We start from the raw sequence: 15,484 nt of genomic DNA, 5'->3' as shown, positions 1-15,484 counted from the left end.
TTTTTACTTCCTCGCCGCGTCCTACGCCGTCGCCGGTCGGATGCCGCGGAACATCGCGATGGTGGTCACCGCGGCGATGAAGACGATCGCTGCGCCCAGCAGCGAGGTCACCAGCATGGCGTCGGCATAGGCGACGCGGGCCGCTTCCAAGAGCGCCACGCCGCCCTCCGGCAGCGTTTCCGCCGCGCTGTGGGCGCCGCCAATGCCGCGCAGCGCCATCGCCACCGCCTCGCCCGACAGGCCCTGCGGCAGGGTTTCGCCGAGCCCGCCGCGATACAGCACGGTGAGGATGCTGCCGAGCAGCGCAATGCCCAGCGCCCCGCCGAACTCCGAGCTCGTCTCGTTGAGCCCGGACGCCGCACCGGCGCGCTCCGGCGGGGCCGAGCTCATCACCAGGTCCGCCGCGATCGTTGCCACCGGGGCGAGCCCGATCGACAGCAAGGTATCGGCGGCAATCAAGGTGAGCAGGTCGCGCGACGGCGCGGTAAGCCCGATGACCAGCAGCGCCAGTGCTGCGACGGTCAGCCCCAGCGCCAGCACATAGGCCGGCCGCATCCGGCTCAGCAGCAGCGGGGTGAGCAGCGAGCCAACCACGAAGCCGAGGCCCACCGGCAGGCTCCAGATGCCGGCTTCGAACGGGGTCAGCCCCAGCACCAGCTGCATGTACTGCGCCACCACGAGGAACATGCCGAACAGCGCGAAAAAGCCGAACACGTTGATGCTGAGCGCTGCACTGAACGCTGGACGGGCGAACAGGCTGAGGTCGAGCAGCGGGTGTGTGAGCCGCAATTGCCTTGAGGCAAAGACGACGCCGATGACGAGCCCCAGCATGATGGCGCCAAGGCTGATCGCCAGCTCGCCGCCCTCGGCCAGCGACTTGATGCCGTAGATGATCGACAGCACGGCGGCCATCGACAGGGCGGCACTGAGGATATCCAGCCGGCCGGCCTGTGGGTCCTTGTACTCCGGCAACAGCCGCGGCGCGACCAGCAGCAGCACCACCATGATCGGCACCGCGATCAGAAACACCGAACCCCACCAGAAATAGTTGAGCAGGACGCCGCCCACCACCGGGCCGATCGCCCCGCCGGTCGAAAAGCTCGCGACCCACACGCTGATCGCGATGGTGCGCTCGCGGTCGTCGCGGAACATGTTGGTGATCAGCGACAGCGTCGAGGGCGCCAGCGTCGCGCCGGCAATGCCGAGCAGCGCCCGGGCAAAGATCAGCGTCTCCGCCGTCGTCGCGAACGCCGCGAGGAGCGAGGTCAGCCCGAAGGCGACTGCGCCGATCAGGAGGAGCTTCCGCCGCCCGATGCGATCCCCCAGCGTCCCCATGGTGAGCAGTGAACCGGCAACGAAGAAGCCGTAGATATCGACGATCCACAACAGCTGCGCCGCCGTGGGGTTGAGCGAGGCCGTCAGCGACGGCACTGCCAGGTTGAGGACCGTCAGGTCCATGGCATACAGAATGCAGGGCAGGGCGATGACCGCCAGCCCGATCCATTCACGTCGTGTCGCCCGCATTGGCGTCGTACCGGACATGCGGCGTTCCTTTCATCTCTTCCATCATTGGCAGTGATGCTACGCCCCTAAGCCTGCCAACCGATGTCAGGCTTGTTCGGCGATCTCCGGCAGGCGCCGTGACGGGAATTGGCGTATCGATCGCGCCATCCCATATTGTTGGAATGACGATCTCCGCTGACACTTCGCCTGCTGCCGTCTGGTCGATTCTCATGTCGTGGCCGCGCGGCTACTTTACTACCCGCTATGCCGGCCGGCGCTATGGGGTGACTAACTCGGTTCACGCCAACGGTCGGAGCTTCAAGCTCTACGCCGAGGAGCTTGGCGGCAGCGATCGCATCAGCCTGAACATCTACCGCCCGCCGAGCAGCGCCGAACCGGCGCTGAAACCCTGTGAGATGCCGCTCGACAAGGTGACGGCGTTCGTCATCGGGGCGGTGCTCGAGTAGGTCGGCTACGCCTTGAGGAAAAGCTCAGTGGCGGAGCGGCGCGTCGCGCAGCAACCCTTCGACGAGGCGCCGGTAGGCGGCCGTGGCGCGGTGGGAAATGCTCACCGGATCTTCGGCATTGGCGATCCACTGCGCCGCATAGCAGGAGGCGCCGGTGATCATCCGGGCGGTGGCCTCGCAATCGACATCGGCGATCACCCCGGCCGCGAGCAGGCCCTCGAGACTCTGCTTCATGGCGGTGATGCAGCCATTGGCGCTGGGCCAGGAGGACGGATCGCCGAGCACTGCCGGCCCGTCACGCAGCATGATGCGCTGGATTTCCGGCTCGAGCGCCATCTCGATATAGCCGATGCCCTCCTCGACAAAGCTCTCCCAGGGGTTCGGCGCCTTCAACGCACGCGCCTTGAGCCGCGCCGTCATCTCGCTGTCGATCTCGGCGACCACCGCTTCGAACAGCCCGCGCTTGTCGCCGAAATGGTGGTACAGCGCCCCCCGCGTCAGCCCGACATCGGAGGTGAAGTGATCCATCGAGGCCTCGGCATAGCCGACTTCGGCAAAGGCCCTGCGGCCGGCCGCCACCAGCTTGGCGCGGGTTTCGACGATCATCTCGCTGCGGGTTCTCTGGGCCATGCTTTACCTATTTCACATACGTCACGTATGCTAATTGACATACGTCGCGTATGTGACTAGATGTTTCGCATACGCCGCGTATGTCAATCATGTAATCCGCGGCTCGCAAAATGTCGAGGGATCGCCATGCCGAATCCATATGCAGAAATCTTCCGGGCGCCCGGCGCCAAGGGCTTTGCCAGCGCCGGGTTCGTTGCCCGCATGCCGATGGCAATGGCGCCGATCGGTATCGTCGCCATGCTGTCGCAGACGCATGGCGAGTTCTGGCTCGCCGGTGCGGTATCCGCCACCTATGCGCTCGCCAATGCACTATTCGCGCCGCAGATCTCGCGGGTCGTCGACCGGCTGGGCCAGTCACGTGTGCTGATCCCGACGACGCTCATCGCCGTTGCCGCCTTTATCGTGCTGATGCTGGCGGCTTATCAGGATTGGCCGATCTGGACGCTGTTCGTTGCCGCGCTCGCAGCGGCGCTGATGCCGAGTTTTCCGGCGATGATCAGGGCCCGCTGGAGTGAGTTGTTCCGCGACCGGCCGGAGCTCAATACCGCCTTCGCCTTCGAATCCTCGGCTGATGAGCTGGTCTATATCGCCGGCGCATCGCTGTCGGTGGGGCTCGCGGTGGCGCTGTTCCCCGAGGCGGGGCTGCTCGCCAGTACGCTGTTCCTGGCGCTTGGTGGGCTGGCCTTCATTGCGCAGCGCCGTACAGAGCCCAGGCCCAGTGGTGCCGTAGGCGGCGGCGGGCAGTCCGCCATCCGGCAGCGGCCGGTGCAGATCATCACCCTTGCCTTGATCTTCGTCGGTGCCATCTTCGCCACGGCGGAAGTGAGCGCCGTGGCAATCACCGAAAAGCTGGGTGAACCCGGCGCGGCGAGCCTCGTCATCGGCGTCTATGCCGTTGGCTCGTTCGTCGTTGGCCTGATCGTCGGGGCGCTGAACCTCCGGATGGCGCTCGAAAAGCAGCTGGCGATCGCGCTCACCGTCATTGCCGTCACTGCCTGGCCGCTGCTGTTCGTCGACAGCGTGCCGATGCTGGCGCTTGCTGTGTTCGCGAGCGGCGTCGCCATCTCGCCGACCTTCATCACTGCCTTCGGCCTGATCGAGCGCCGCGTGCCGGCGGCGATGCTGACCGAAGGCATCACCTGGGTGATGACCGGCATCGGTATCGGCATGGCGCTGGGCTCGTTCGTCACCGGCTGGGTGGTGGATACCTACGGCGCCAGCCACGGTTTCGTCGTCTCGGTGGTGGCTGGTGCGTTGGCGCTGCTCACCGTGCTGCTCGGGCAGCGAACCCTCGCCGGTCGAGGCAGCCATGTCCCCGCGGCGGCAGAACCACAGCCGGCAGAATAAGCAGCAAAGAATGCAAAAGGGCCCGGCACAGCGCCGGGCCTTTTTTGCTTTTGCAGGCCCTGACGCGTACGTGTGGCCTCTCTCTACAAGTCCCCCAAACTCGGTGTCATCCCCGCGAAAGCGGGGACCTCCGTTTGCGATCGTGCGGCGGGCACCAAAACAGAGGTTCCCGCTTTCGCGGGAATGACCCGGTGGGTGGGGCACAACCTCGTGGTTCCACGGTGAGCGTGGCGCTTGCTGCTTCAGGGCTTCTCCCAGGTCAGCGCTTCCGCCTTGGCTCCGAGCCCGCCCAGCGCCGCCTTCAGGTCGGCAACCATCGGGTCCGGACCGCAGAGATAGAAGTTCTGGCTGATGTCGCGCACGTGGCGCTTGAGGAAGGCCTCGTCGATCCGTTCGTGCAGCACCCCCGTGGCGTTGGGCTCATCGGTGACCGTCCAGGTGACCTCCAGCCCCTCCATCGCCTCGAACTCGTCGCGGAGAATGATATCCTCGGCCTTGCGGTTGGAAGCGATCAGCCGGTGGCCGGCGAGTTTGCCATCCTTATGGAGCTGCCTGAGGATGGCGATGAACGGGGTGACGCCGGCGCCGCCGGCAATGAACGTGCCTGGTCCCTTGTAGGTGATGGTGCCCCACGGATCGCGCAGCACCAGCTTCTGGCCGGGGCCGTAGCCGAACAGGCGCTCGGTCATGCCGTCGCCGCCGGTGTTGAAGTAGCTCTTGATGGTGAACTCGAGATCGTCCCAGTCGTTGAGCGCGGTGAAGGTGAAGGGGTGCTTCTTGTCACGCCAGCCTTCCTCGTCGAGCGACAGCTCGGTGGCCTGGCCCGGTTCGAACCGGTAGCCGGCGGGCTTTTCCAGCACGTAGCGGCGCACATTATGCGTCACTTGCTGAATATTCAGGATTTTCACGGTTTGGTGCACGACACGTCTCCTTGTCGCTCTGAGACGCTGAAAATGCGCCGCCGGTTCCCATCAAACCATGGTCAATCCTCGCGCAAAATCATCCTCAAAGCCAGCTTCCACCAATGGTTTCCTTTAGGCAACCAACCCCCCTCGAGGGAGGTGGGTTTCTCACAAGATGGTGGCATTCCCGGGTGTAACCCTCTGCACGCATTATCGAATTTCAAGAGGCACAAGGGCAGATTCAGTGCCTTGCGGTTGAGCCGGCGGAGTCCGATCTCCCAGTTGTCCAGAAAACGAAAGGGACATGAAAAATGAAAACCTCTGCTCTTGGCCTTGCCGCTCTGCTCGTCGTCGGCGGTCTCTCGGTTCCCGCTTTTGCGGCGTCTGAAGATTCCAGCTTCGACAGCGACTTCCTGGTGACCCAGCTCAACCAGAAGGGCATTGCAGCCACCGACGTCTATGAGAACACCGACAACGTCATCCGCGCCGTGGTCAAGCAGGCCGACGGTTCCTCGACCTTCGAGTACTTCTACAAGGATACGCTGACCCCGGTGAAGGCTTCGGTGGGCGGCAACACCCGCGTGCTGAGCAAGATTGACACCGGCGCCCGTACGGCTCCGGCCAACGAGGGCTCGCTGCTCGTCGATAACTTCTTCGACTGATGGCAATCCTCCGAGCCGGCGGGCTACGTGCCTGCCGGCTCGCTGATCCCGGGAGCCAATCCGGGGATCAACGGCCGGTGCTGATCCGCAGCACCGGAGGCTCGAGCTGATCGGCGTCACGCGCGTCGAACAGCTGCCGCGCCTCCAGCACCCGATGCCAGTGGCGCGCGGCAAAAGCCTCGAAGGCTTCAAAGGCCTTCAGCGCCTCGGCGCCGAGTTCGGTGAGCGCATAGTCGACTCGCGGCGGAATCGTTGCGTAGCTGGTGCGACTGACAAAGCCATCGCGCTCCAGCGCCCTGAGGCTCGAGGTCAGCGCCTTTTGTGAGATGGTGCCGATCTCACGCTGCAGCTCGGAAAACCGCAGTGTGTCGTGCCTCAGATGCAGCACGACGGTGAGCGTCCACTTGCTGTTTCGAGTGGTCAAAAGTTCCTCGATCACGGCTTGGTTGACGGGCGAACGGTTCTGCTGACGCATACGCCAACTCCACGCAGAATAGTGGCCAGCCGTTACCGGATGGCGCGAGATCCCCATCGTCGCATATCGTTCACGAGGCGGCGTTTACCAGAGGCAGCAGCCAGATTTCCTTGGCCGGTTGCCTGAACGTTCCATTAACTCTCGGTATGCGGGGCGCGGGCCTGCTGCGGTCTAGCGGCGCCGGAAGCTCAGGTAGAAGCTGATGTTGCGGCCGGCGGCGCGGGCTTTTTCCTCGTACCGCGTCGGCTCCCAGCCGGCATACGGCTCGTGCCAGATCCGCGCTCGCTCCGGCGCGAAAACGAAGTCCGGCGCGCGCAGAATATGCGCCAGCGTCCAGTTCGCATAATCCTCGATGTCGGTGGCGAAGCGGAACGGCGCGCCGGGTTTTAGTGTCCGACCGAGCTCGCTGAGCGTCAGCGGCGAGATGAAGCGGCGCTTATGGTGCCGGGTCTTCGGCCACGGATCGGGATAGAGCAGAAAGGCGCCATCGAGGCTGGCCTCGGGCAGCTTCTGCAACAGCTTCAGCGCATCATCGGTGTAGAGCCGGATATTGCCGAGCTCCTCCTCGTCGATCTGCTGCAGGAGCTTGGCGATGCCGCCTGAGAACACCTCGCAGCCGATATAGCCGGTATCGCGATGGCGGCTGGCTTCGAGCGACAGGTGTTCGCCTCCTCCATAGCCGATCTCGATCTCGTGTCGGTCCGCGCCGGGGAACAGCACCTTGGGATCCAGCATCTCGTCGCCGAGCGCGATCTCCAGCTCAGGCAGCAACTCCTTGAACAGCTGATCCTGCCCTTTGTGCAGGCGCTTACCGGAGCGGCGGCCGAAAAAGGCCCGCGGCTCGCCATCAACGTTGAGGGGATGGTGGGGTTTTTGGGACGACACACAGGGCTCCGTACTTCCCTCTCCCCTTGAGGGAGAGGGTGGCGCGTCAGCGCCGGGTGAGGGGAAGGATATCGCAACTGCCCCTCACCCCGCCCTTCGGGCACCCCTCTCCCTCAAGGGGAGAGGGGAAGAGCAGTTCAGGCGGCCGCCTTGACTGCCGCCTTGAGGGCGGGAACCAGGTCGGTCTTTTCCCAGCTGAACGAGCCGTCGCGGCCGGGCTTCCGGCCGAAATGGCCATAGGCCGAGGTCTTGGCGTAGATCGGCTTGTTGAGGTCGAGATGGGTGCGGATGCCGCGGGGGCTGAGGTCGAACACCTCGCTCAGCACCGTCTCCAGCTTGTCCTCGGCCACCTTGCCGGTGCCGTGCAGGTCGACATAGATCGACAAGGGCTTGGCGACGCCGATGGCATAGCTCAGCTGGATCGTGGCGCGGTCGGCGAGGCCGGCGGCGACGACGTTCTTGGCGAGGTAGCGCGCCGCATAGGCGGCCGAGCGGTCGACCTTGGTCGGGTCCTTGCCCGAGAAGGCGCCGCCACCATGCGGGGCCGCGCCACCATAGGTGTCGACGATGATCTTGCGGCCGGTCAGGCCGGCATCGCCGTCGGGGCCGCCGACCACGAACTTGCCGGTCGGGTTGACGTGCCAGACGGTATCCTTGGAGATCCAGCCCTCGGGCAGCGAAGCGCGAACATAGGGCTCGACGATCTTGCGCACGTCCTCGGACGAAAGGCTCGCATCGACATGCTGGGTCGACACCACGATCTGGGTGACGGCGACCGGCTTGCCGTTCTCGTAGCGGATGGTGACCTGGCTCTTGGCGTCGGGGCCAAGCTTGATCGCCGCGCCCTCGCCGGCCTTGCGGGCGAGGGTCAGCGCTTCGAGGATCTTGTGGGCGTAGTAGATCGGTGCAGGGAGCAGTTCCGGGGTCTCGCGGCTGGCATAGCCGAACATGATGCCCTGGTCGCCGGCGCCGACATCCTTGTTGCCCGATTCGTCCACGCCCTGCGCGATATCGGCCGACTGGCCATGCAGCAGCACATCGATCTTGGCGGTCTTCCAGTGGAATCCCGACTGCTCGTAGCCAATCGCTTTGATCGCCTTGCGGGCGGTCGACTTGAACTTGGCCGGATTGACCACCGGATGGCCGGCGGCATCGAGCAGCACCTTGCCGTCCTTGCCCTTCTTCAAGAGCGTCTCGGGAACGCGCACTTCACCGGCGATAACCACACGGTTGGTGGTCGCTAGCGTCTCGCAGGCGATCCGCACCCGGGCCGGATCCATGCCGGCTTTCTTGGCTTCGCGGAACACCAGATCGACGATTTCGTCGGAGATCCGGTCGCAAACCTTGTCCGGATGACCCTCCGAAACCGATTCCGAGGTGAAGAGATAGGAAGACCGAGCCAAGGCGAAACCCCCGAAAAATGGTCAAAAAGTGCGAAAATCACACAGTTGAGCGGTGTTTTGCCACTCAGGCATCGTGCGGTCAAGCCATATAAAGGAAGCTTTATGTCCCACTGGGGCGCTGTTGCAGAAAATTCATGCGATGCGGCGCGGCCGCCGGGCCGCGATGAGCGAGCCGAGGATGCCGAGGACGACCGCGCCCCAGAACGGCAAGTCGCCCAGCCGGTTGAACAGCGTGCCCTCAGGCAGCGGTTCGGACGGCACCACATCGAGCACCCCGACCTGTTCCTCCGCCAGTTGTGCCACCACCCGGCCGAGCGGATCGACGCTGAGCGTCACCCCACTATTGGCGGCGCGCAGCATTGGCAGCCCGGTCTCGACGGCGCGCATCCGCGCATGGTGGGCGTGCTGGGCCGGGCCGATCGAACCCATGAACCAGGCGTCGTTGGTGACGTTGAGGATGAACTGCGCCTGCCCAGGGTCACCGATATCGCCGGGGAACACCGCCTCGTAGCAGACCAGCGCCAGGAAGGGCGGGGTGCCCGGCGGCGCCATCAACCGGCGGCCGTCGCCGGCGGCCCAGCCATTGGTGCCTGGCACGAACTGGTTGATGCCGAACAGCCGCCAGAAGCTCTGGAACGGCAGATACTCGCCGAACGGCACCAGGTGCGATTTGTCGTAGCTCGCCACCACCTCGCCATTGCTGTCGATGGCGAGGATGGAATTGTAGCCCGGATTATCGGGGATCGGCAGGCCATCATCGCCGAGCGGCTCGCGCGGCGCGCCGGTGAGCAGCAGCGTGGTCTCGGGCAGCATGCGGGCGATACGTGCAATGCCGTCCGGGTAGTTGGTGAGAAAGAACGGAAACACCGATTCCGGCCACACCAGAAGAGTGATGTCGCTGATCCCCGGATCGGTCGGGGTCAGCTTGCTTTCCGACAGGCTGATCAGCTGGTTGATGACCGCGTCCGGGTCGGCCACCGACCAGTCGGCATGATCGAGGATCATCGGCTGCACCATGCGCACCTTCATGTCGGTGCGCGCCACGAGGCTCGTGTTGGTCAGCCGCCAGTTGCCGTAGCCGACCTGTGCCGCGATCACCGCGATGGCGATAAAGATCGGGATCAGCCGACGCACCAGCCCACGCTGGTCGGCCGGCCAGATCAGCGCCGGGGTCATGGCGATCAACGCCGCAACGAACGTGAGCCCATAGCTGCCGATCACCGAAGCGAGCTGCAGCATTTCGTCATTGGCAGTCAGCGCATAGCCGATGAGGTCGAACGGGAAGCCCGAGAACAGGTGGCCGCGCCCCCATTCGGCGAGCGCCAGGAAACTGGCGAGGGTGACGATACGAAACGCCCCGCCTGACCAGACGAGGTGCGCCAGGGCGCTGCCCAGCCCCCAGAAGAGCGAGACAATTGCGGCGAGCCCGACAATGGCGAACGGCATCAGTATGAGGAAAACGCCGCCTTCCTGCAGGAACGCCGCCCCGAGCCAGTGCAGCGCCACCGTGAAATAGCCGAGCCCGAAGCCAAAGCCGATCTGGAAGGCCGGGCCGACCAGCCGGCGCCAGCCGCGACGCTGCTCGGCGCCATCGAGCGCCCAGACCCAGATGGGCAGGGTGAGAAACAGCGCCGGCAGCAGGAAGAACGGCGGGACCGAAGCCGCCGCGATCGCTCCAGCCACGACGACGATCAGGAAGCGCCGCCAGCCATGGCTCAGCATTACGGTCTCGGCCAGCCAGGTCATGCGGCGCTCGAATCACAGGGCATGTGGCAAGGTCGCGAGGCGGGCGCGCCGGGTCAAGTCGGCAGCGCCCCAGTGGCCGGCGCTAGCGCAACCGTGATCAAGCGACGAGCCCGGCCGTGCCCCAGCATCGGGTGACAGAACAAGGGAGACGACGGTGACGAACTGGGAACGGGCAACGCCCGAAGCGGCGGGCTTTGCCGCCAATCTCGAGCGGAAGCTGGCGGCGGGCTTCGAATCGGGGCTGTTGCTGCCCATCCATGCCCTGCTGATCGGCCGCGCCGGCAAGCTGGTGCTCGAACAGTACTTTGACGGCGAGGACGAAAGCTGGGGCGATCAGCTGGGCCGCGTGCAGTTCGGTCCTGAGGTGCTGCACGACCTCCGCTCGGTGACCAAAAGTGTCGTCGGCCTGCTCTATGGCATCGCGCTCGAGCGCGGCTTGGTGCCGGCGCTCGATGCACCTGTCATCGACGGTTTCCCCGAATACCCGGACCTCGTCGCCGACCCGGAGCGCCGCAAGGTGACGGTGGGGCATACCCTCAACATGACCATGGGCATGGAGTGGGACGAGAGCAAACCCTACACCGATCCGACCAATTCCGAGATCGCCATGGAAATGGCGCCGGATCGCTATCGCTTCATTCTCGATCGGCCGATCACCGGCGCACCGGGCGAGAAGTGGGTCTATTCCGGCGGCGCCGTAGCGCTGATCGGCGCGCTGATCGAACGCGGCTCGGGCCAGAAGCTGCCGGACTTCGCGCGCGAGGTGTTGTTTGCGCCGCTCGGCATCACCGATTTCCACTGGATGGCGGGAAGCGATGGCGTGGTGTCGCCTGCCTCGGGCCTCCGCCTCACCGCGCCCGACCTGTTGCGCATCGGCGCCATGCTGGTCGACGGCGGCCGCCATGAGGGGCAGCAGGTGGTGCCGGCGTCGTGGATCGAAGCCTCGTGGACCCCCGCTATCCAGACCTGGGACGGGCTGGGCTACGGCCGGCTCTGGTACATCCACGAAGCGCCGGCGCCCGGCTACGACACGCCGCTGCGCTGGGTCGGCGCTTTCGGCAATGGCGGCCAGCGGCTCTGGCTGGCCCCCGAAGCCGGCATCGCCTGCGTCATCAATGCCGGCGATTACAACCTGTTCGAGCGCTGGGTCACCCCGGCCCGGATCTGGCGCGAGATCGTGGTGGGGAACCTGGTGCGGGCTTGAGGGGGCTCGGTCCCGTCAAGCAAACTACCGGCGTCATCCCCGCAAAGGCGGGGACCCAGTGCGATTTCTCCACCTTCAAAGGTGCCGAGGCATCCCACTAGGTTCCCGCCTTCGCGGGAATGACGCCGGTGTAAAATGCCGTCGGATCAGTCCGCTGCCGGCGCCGGTGTATCCTCGGGCGCCTTCGCCACTGGCGGCTTGGGCGGCCTTGGTTTCGGCTGCTTCAGCCGCTTGATCTTGACGCGTTTGACCTGCCGACTGTCGGCCTGCAGGATTTCGAACTCGAAGCCCTTGATGCCGTTGACATGCTCGCCCTTGGCCGGGACGTGGCCGGCCAGTTCGAACACCAGGCCGCCCAGCGTATCGACTTCGTCGGCATGGCTGCCCGGGTCGAAATCGGGGCCGATCACCTCGCGCACTTCCTCGAGCTCGGCGCGGGCCGAAGCGATGAAGACGTTGGAGTTGACCTTGCGCACCAGCGCCACGTCGTCGTCGTGCTCGTCCTCGATCTCGCCGACCACCGCTTCGAGCAGGTCCTCGATGGTGACCAGGCCGTCAGTGCCGCCATACTCGTCGATGACCACCGCCATGTGCACGCGTTTCAGCTGCATCTGCTGCAACAGGTCGCCCACCGGCATCAGCGGTGGCACGAACAGCACCTGGCGCACCAGGTCGAGCTTTTCGAGTCGTGAGCGGAGTGGCGTGGAAACGAGCTTCACCGGCACCGTCGCTTCGGGGTCGGTCGCCGGCTCGGTGATCCGCCGCAGTGCATCCTTGACGTGGATGAAGCCGGTAATGTTGTCGAGGCTGTCGCTATAGACCGGCATGCGCGAGTGGCCGACCTGCCGGAAGCGGGTGACCAGCACGCCGAGCGTTTCGGTGGTTTCGATCGCCTCGATATCGGCGCGCGGGATCATCACATCCTCGACCCGCTTTTCGGCGAGATCGAGCACGTTCTTCAGGATCGTGCGTTCGGACTGGGTGAAATCGGCGGTGCCGCCGTTGTTCTCGCTCTCGAGCGCCACCTCGAGGTCGTCGCGCAACGACACTGTGCGCATGGCGATCAGGCCGCGCAGGCTTTGCCATAGACGTTGCCCCCACGTGGCCGCGGGGGCGGGACTAGAAGGAGGCTCGGTGCTGGACTTGGGTTGCGCCGGCTTCTTGGGCGGCGCGGACGGACTGTCGGAGTCGTTCATCGGGTATGGCCGCGTGCGGCCTTCAATTCATCGGAGGGGCTAATTTAGCTGTCGGCGTAGGGATCGGCAATGCCGAGGCTCTGAAGGATTTCGGTTTCGAGCCCCTCCATCTCCTCGGCGTCCTCTTCCTCGATGTGGTCATAGCCGAGGAGGTGCAGGAAACCGTGCACCACCAGATGGGTGAAGTGGGCCTCGAAGGCAATGCCCATCTCCTCGGCTTCCTTTTCCACCGTCTCGCGCGCCAGCGTGATGTCGCCGAGCAGCCCCGAGACCGGCGCGAACGGCTCGATCTGCGGGAAACTCAAGACGTTGGTGGATTTGTCGAAGCCGCGCCATTGCCGGTTGAGCTCGCGCTGCTCGGCATCGTCGGTGAGCACCACCGACACCTCGGTGACCCCGATGACCTCGGCTTCCGATTGCTTCAGCGCGGCGCGAATAGCAGTTTCGGCCACCGCCTCAAGGCTCTCGGGCCAGCCCTCCGCGTTGACCGCGAAGGCGATTGATAATGGGGCTTGCATCAGGCCTTCGCGTTGTTCTCGGCCAGCCGACGCGCCGTATCGGCTTCGTAGGCGCGGACGATCCGGCCTACCAGCGCGTGACGGACCACGTCCTTGTCGTTGAAGCGCGAGATATGCACGCCCTCGACCCCATCGAGCAGGTGTACCGCCTCGATCAACCCGGATTTCTCGCCGCGCGGCAGGTCGACCTGGGTCGGATCGCCGGTGACGATCATCTTGCTGTTCTCGCCCAGGCGGGTCAGGAACATCTTCATCTGCATCGAGGTGGTGTTCTGCGCCTCGTCGAGGATCACCACGGCGTTGGCGAGCGTGCGGCCGCGCATGAAGGCGAGCGGCGCCACTTCGATGATGCCCGAAGTGATGCAGCGTTCGACATGCTCAGGGCGCATCATGTCGTAGAGCGCGTCATAAAGCGGACGGAGGTACGGGTCGACCTTGTCCTTCATGTCGCCGGGCAGGAACCCGAGGCGCTCGCCGGCTTCGACGGCCGGACGGGAAAGGATAATGCGGTTGATATCGCCGCGCTCCAGCAGCGTCGCGGCGTGGGCGACGGCGAGATAGGTCTTGCCGGTACCGGCCGGGCCGACGCCGAACACCAGTTCGCTCCGGTCCATGGCGCGCATATAGGCGTCCTGCGCCGGAGTGCGGGCGACGATGGTGGCCTTGCGGGTCGCGATCTGCGCCATGCGCACCCTGCCCTTCTTCTCGAGCGTGGGCAGGCTCAATTGGCTGTCCTCGGTCTCGATCATGCGGATGACGCCGTCAACCGTCGACACTTCGATCTGCTGACCCTCTTCGAGCTGCTCGTAGAGCGACTCGAGGACGCGGCGCGCCTGGTCGACGGAACTGGCGCCGCCTTTCAGCATCACATGGTTGCCGCGTGGCGTCGCCTGCACCGACAAGCGCTGTTCGATCAACGCCAGGTGCTGGTCGAAATCGCCGTAGAGTTGCGCGGCGAGCTTGTTGTCTTCGAAGGCGAGTTCAAGCTGGGAGGACGGGCCGTGGTCGGTAGACGGGGGCAAATGCCTGCTCAAATCTCTGGGGCTCCTAGGGGCGGCCTCTCAGATATGGGCCGCGATGGCTTGAGACTCAATAACGCTAGCAGGATTCGGTTCCGCCACTGTGACAATCTTGCCGATGAGGGAATTATTCCGGGCTTCAACGATCTCGACCGGAATGATCTGGCCGATCAGCCGGGTCGGGCCATCCATATGCACGGCCTGCAGGTAGGGTGAGCGGCCACCGATCTGGCCGGGCTGCCGGCCGGCCTTCTCGATCAGCACCGGCAGGGTGCGGCCGACCACCGAGCGATGGAAGGCGTGCATCTGGGCGTTGATCTGGTCATTGAGCCGCTGCAAGCGCTCGGTCTTTTTCGCTTCGGCAACCTGGTCGTCCATCGACGCGCCGGGCGTGCCGGGGCGGATCGAGTATTTGAAGGTATAGGCCGAGGCATAGCCGACATCCTTGACGACCTGCATCGTCTCCTCGAAGTCGGCATCGGTTTCGCCGGGGAAGCCGACGATGAAATCGCCCGACAGCGCCATATCCGGACGCGCCGCCATGATCCGCTCGATCACCCGCATGTAGTCGGCGCGGGTGTGGCGGCGGTTCATCGCCTTGAGGATGCGGTCGGAGCCGGCCTGGATCGGCAAGTGCAGGTAAGGCATCAGCGCCTCGAGGTCGCGATGCGCCTCGAGCAGCTCATCGGTCATGTCCAGCGGATGCGAGGTGGTGTAGCGGATGCGGGCAATGCCCGGGATCTCGGCCAGCCGAGCGCAGAGTTCGCCGAGCCCGACGCTGCGGCCGCGCGCGTCGAGGCCGTGATAGGCGTTGACGTTCTGCCCGAGCAGGGTCAGCTCGCGCACCCCGGCCTCGGCGAGGTTGCGCGCCTCGCGCAGCACCTGCTCGACCGGGCGCGACACTTCGCTGCCGCGGGTATAGGGCACGACGCAGAACGAACAGAACTTGTCGCAGCCTTCCTGCACGGTGAGGAAGGCGGTGAGGCCGCGGGCGAGGGTGACTTCCTTCTTTGCCGCCGGCAGGTGCTCGAACTTGTCTTCCTCGGGGAAGTCGGTGTCGACCACCTTGGCGCCATTATGGGCGCGGGCGATCAGCTCGGGCAGGCGATGGTAGGATTGCGGGCCGAACACCAGGTCGACGGCCGGCGCCCGCCGGACGATCTCGTCGCCTTCGGCCTGCGCCACGCAACCGGCAACGCCGATCATCAGGTCCTGGCCATTGGCCCGGCGCTCTTCGCGCAGGTCACGCAGCCGCCCGAGCTCGGAGAACACCTTCTCCGAGGCCTTCTCGCGGATGTGGCAGGTATTGAGGACGACCAGATCGGCATCCTCCATCACCTGCACCGGCTCATAGCCGTGCGGCGCCAGGGCATCCGCCATGCGATCGGAATCGTAGACGTTCATCTGGCACCCGTAGGTCTTGATGAACAGCTTCTTGGGCGTGTGCTCGGTCATGGGCGGGTGAATACAACTTCGAGCGCGGAAAGCCAAGGAAGGGCCGGTGCGGGCTGACCCCCACCCTTGATC

The 15,484-nt window shown here is 65.1% G+C and carries 15 protein-coding genes; 4 read left to right on the top strand and 11 right to left on the bottom strand.

Going from position 1 to position 15,484, the window contains the following annotated elements; genetic code table 11:
- Window positions 1–21: 21 nt before the first annotated feature.
- Window positions 22–1,542, bottom strand: a complete 1,521-nt coding sequence (locus VW23_RS13820; protein WP_069910145.1) for an MFS transporter — start codon at window positions 1,540–1,542, stop codon at window positions 22–24.
- Window positions 1,543–1,685: 143 nt separating this feature from the next.
- Between VW23_RS13820 and VW23_RS13815 the strand changes: the two genes are divergently transcribed.
- Window positions 1,686–1,970, top strand: coding sequence for a hypothetical protein (locus tag VW23_RS13815; RefSeq protein WP_069910144.1), 285 nt, complete (start codon window positions 1,686–1,688; stop codon window positions 1,968–1,970).
- Window positions 1,971–1,994: 24 nt separating this feature from the next.
- On the opposite strand, the gene VW23_RS13810 is transcribed toward VW23_RS13815, so the two are convergent.
- Window positions 1,995–2,600, bottom strand: a complete 606-nt coding sequence (locus tag VW23_RS13810; RefSeq protein ID WP_069910143.1) for a TetR/AcrR family transcriptional regulator — start codon at window positions 2,598–2,600, stop codon at window positions 1,995–1,997.
- A gap of 126 nt (window positions 2,601–2,726) precedes the next feature.
- On the opposite strand from VW23_RS13810, the gene VW23_RS13805 reads away from it, so the two are divergent.
- Window positions 2,727–3,947 (top strand): MFS transporter, encoded by a 1,221-nt coding sequence (locus VW23_RS13805; RefSeq protein WP_069910142.1) that lies wholly within the window; start codon window positions 2,727–2,729, stop codon window positions 3,945–3,947.
- Between the two features lie 242 nt (window positions 3,948–4,189).
- Here VW23_RS13805 and VW23_RS13800 read toward each other — a convergent pair whose 3' ends face one another.
- Window positions 4,190–4,867, bottom strand: coding sequence for a ferredoxin reductase domain-containing protein (locus VW23_RS13800; protein ID WP_069910141.1), 678 nt, complete (start codon window positions 4,865–4,867; stop codon window positions 4,190–4,192).
- Window positions 4,868–5,160: 293 nt separating this feature from the next.
- Here VW23_RS13800 and VW23_RS13795 point away from each other — a divergent pair, with 293 nt between their 5' ends.
- On the top strand, window positions 5,161–5,511 hold the full coding sequence (locus VW23_RS13795) for a hypothetical protein (protein ID WP_069910140.1): 351 nt from the start codon (window positions 5,161–5,163) through the stop codon (window positions 5,509–5,511).
- A 67-nt stretch (window positions 5,512–5,578) separates the two neighbouring features.
- On the opposite strand, the gene VW23_RS13790 is transcribed toward VW23_RS13795, so the two are convergent.
- The 4 genes from VW23_RS13790 to lnt all read right to left on the bottom strand — a co-directional run bounded on the left by VW23_RS13790 (window position 5,579) and on the right by lnt (window position 10,020).
- Window positions 5,579–5,986 (bottom strand): winged helix-turn-helix transcriptional regulator, encoded by a 408-nt coding sequence (locus VW23_RS13790; protein ID WP_069910139.1) that lies wholly within the window; start codon window positions 5,984–5,986, stop codon window positions 5,579–5,581.
- Between the two features lie 171 nt (window positions 5,987–6,157).
- Window positions 6,158–6,871, bottom strand: coding sequence for a tRNA (guanosine(46)-N7)-methyltransferase TrmB (trmB, locus tag VW23_RS13785; protein WP_069910138.1), 714 nt, complete (start codon window positions 6,869–6,871; stop codon window positions 6,158–6,160).
- 137 nt (window positions 6,872–7,008) lie between these two features.
- Complete coding sequence (metK, locus tag VW23_RS13780) at window positions 7,009–8,274, bottom strand: methionine adenosyltransferase (protein ID WP_069910137.1); 1,266 nt, start codon at window positions 8,272–8,274, stop codon at window positions 7,009–7,011.
- 132 nt (window positions 8,275–8,406) lie between these two features.
- Window positions 8,407–10,020 (bottom strand): apolipoprotein N-acyltransferase, encoded by a 1,614-nt coding sequence (lnt, locus tag VW23_RS13775; RefSeq protein WP_069910136.1) that lies wholly within the window; start codon window positions 10,018–10,020, stop codon window positions 8,407–8,409.
- A gap of 154 nt (window positions 10,021–10,174) precedes the next feature.
- Between lnt and VW23_RS13770 the strand changes: the two genes are divergently transcribed.
- Window positions 10,175–11,224 carry a serine hydrolase domain-containing protein gene (locus VW23_RS13770; RefSeq protein WP_069910135.1) on the top strand — a complete coding sequence of 350 codons (1,050 nt, stop codon included), beginning with the start codon at window positions 10,175–10,177 and terminating at the stop codon, window positions 11,222–11,224.
- A gap of 146 nt (window positions 11,225–11,370) precedes the next feature.
- On the opposite strand, the gene VW23_RS13765 is transcribed toward VW23_RS13770, so the two are convergent.
- The 4 genes from VW23_RS13765 to miaB all read right to left on the bottom strand — a co-directional run bounded on the left by VW23_RS13765 (window position 11,371) and on the right by miaB (window position 15,412).
- On the bottom strand, window positions 11,371–12,282 hold the full coding sequence (locus VW23_RS13765; RefSeq protein WP_141728331.1) for a hemolysin family protein: 912 nt from the start codon (window positions 12,280–12,282) through the stop codon (window positions 11,371–11,373).
- Window positions 12,283–12,464: 182 nt separating this feature from the next.
- The gene (gene ybeY / locus VW23_RS13760; RefSeq protein ID WP_069910133.1) at window positions 12,465–12,938 is read right to left on the bottom strand and encodes an rRNA maturation RNase YbeY; all 474 of its coding nucleotides are present in this window, start codon (window positions 12,936–12,938) and stop codon (window positions 12,465–12,467) included.
- Entirely contained in the window at window positions 12,938–13,960 is a 1,023-nt protein-coding gene (locus tag VW23_RS13755; RefSeq protein WP_244513587.1) for a PhoH family protein, read from the bottom strand. Before VW23_RS13755 ends, ybeY begins: the two co-directional genes overlap by 1 nt.
- Window positions 13,961–13,999: 39 nt before the next feature.
- The gene (gene miaB / locus VW23_RS13750; RefSeq protein ID WP_069910131.1) at window positions 14,000–15,412 is read right to left on the bottom strand and encodes a tRNA (N6-isopentenyl adenosine(37)-C2)-methylthiotransferase MiaB; all 1,413 of its coding nucleotides are present in this window, start codon (window positions 15,410–15,412) and stop codon (window positions 14,000–14,002) included.
- Window positions 15,413–15,484: the final 72 nt, after the last annotated feature.

Source organism: Devosia insulae DS-56 (assembly GCF_000970465.2).
In the GTDB taxonomy this organism is placed as follows: Bacteria; Pseudomonadota; Alphaproteobacteria; order Rhizobiales; family Devosiaceae; genus Devosia_A; species Devosia_A insulae.
Note: the sequence above shows the minus strand (reverse complement) of the source record. Positions and strands in the feature narration are given on the sequence as shown.

What these genes read in the sequence shown, in the direction of transcription:
- VW23_RS13795 (WP_069910140.1), top strand. Translation starts at nt 5,161, where the DNA reads ATGAAAACCTCTGCTCTTGGCCTTGCCGCTCTGCTCGTCGTCGGCGGT.
- VW23_RS13810 (WP_069910143.1), bottom strand. Translation starts at nt 2,600, where the DNA reads ATGGCCCAGAGAACCCGCAGCGAGATGATCGTCGAAACCCGCGCCAAG.
- VW23_RS13790 (WP_069910139.1), bottom strand. Translation starts at nt 5,986, where the DNA reads ATGCGTCAGCAGAACCGTTCGCCCGTCAACCAAGCCGTGATCGAGGAA.
- ybeY (WP_069910133.1), bottom strand. Translation starts at nt 12,938, where the DNA reads ATGCAAGCCCCATTATCAATCGCCTTCGCGGTCAACGCGGAGGGCTGG.
- miaB (WP_069910131.1), bottom strand. Translation starts at nt 15,412, where the DNA reads ATGACCGAGCACACGCCCAAGAAGCTGTTCATCAAGACCTACGGGTGC.
- VW23_RS13765 (WP_141728331.1), bottom strand. Translation starts at nt 12,282, where the DNA reads ATGCGCACAGTGTCGTTGCGCGACGACCTCGAGGTGGCGCTCGAGAGC.
- VW23_RS13815 (WP_069910144.1), top strand. Translation starts at nt 1,686, where the DNA reads ATGACGATCTCCGCTGACACTTCGCCTGCTGCCGTCTGGTCGATTCTC.
- VW23_RS13805 (WP_069910142.1), top strand. Translation starts at nt 2,727, where the DNA reads ATGCCGAATCCATATGCAGAAATCTTCCGGGCGCCCGGCGCCAAGGGC.
- VW23_RS13820 (WP_069910145.1), bottom strand. Translation starts at nt 1,542, where the DNA reads ATGTCCGGTACGACGCCAATGCGGGCGACACGACGTGAATGGATCGGG.
- lnt (WP_069910136.1), bottom strand. Translation starts at nt 10,020, where the DNA reads ATGACCTGGCTGGCCGAGACCGTAATGCTGAGCCATGGCTGGCGGCGC.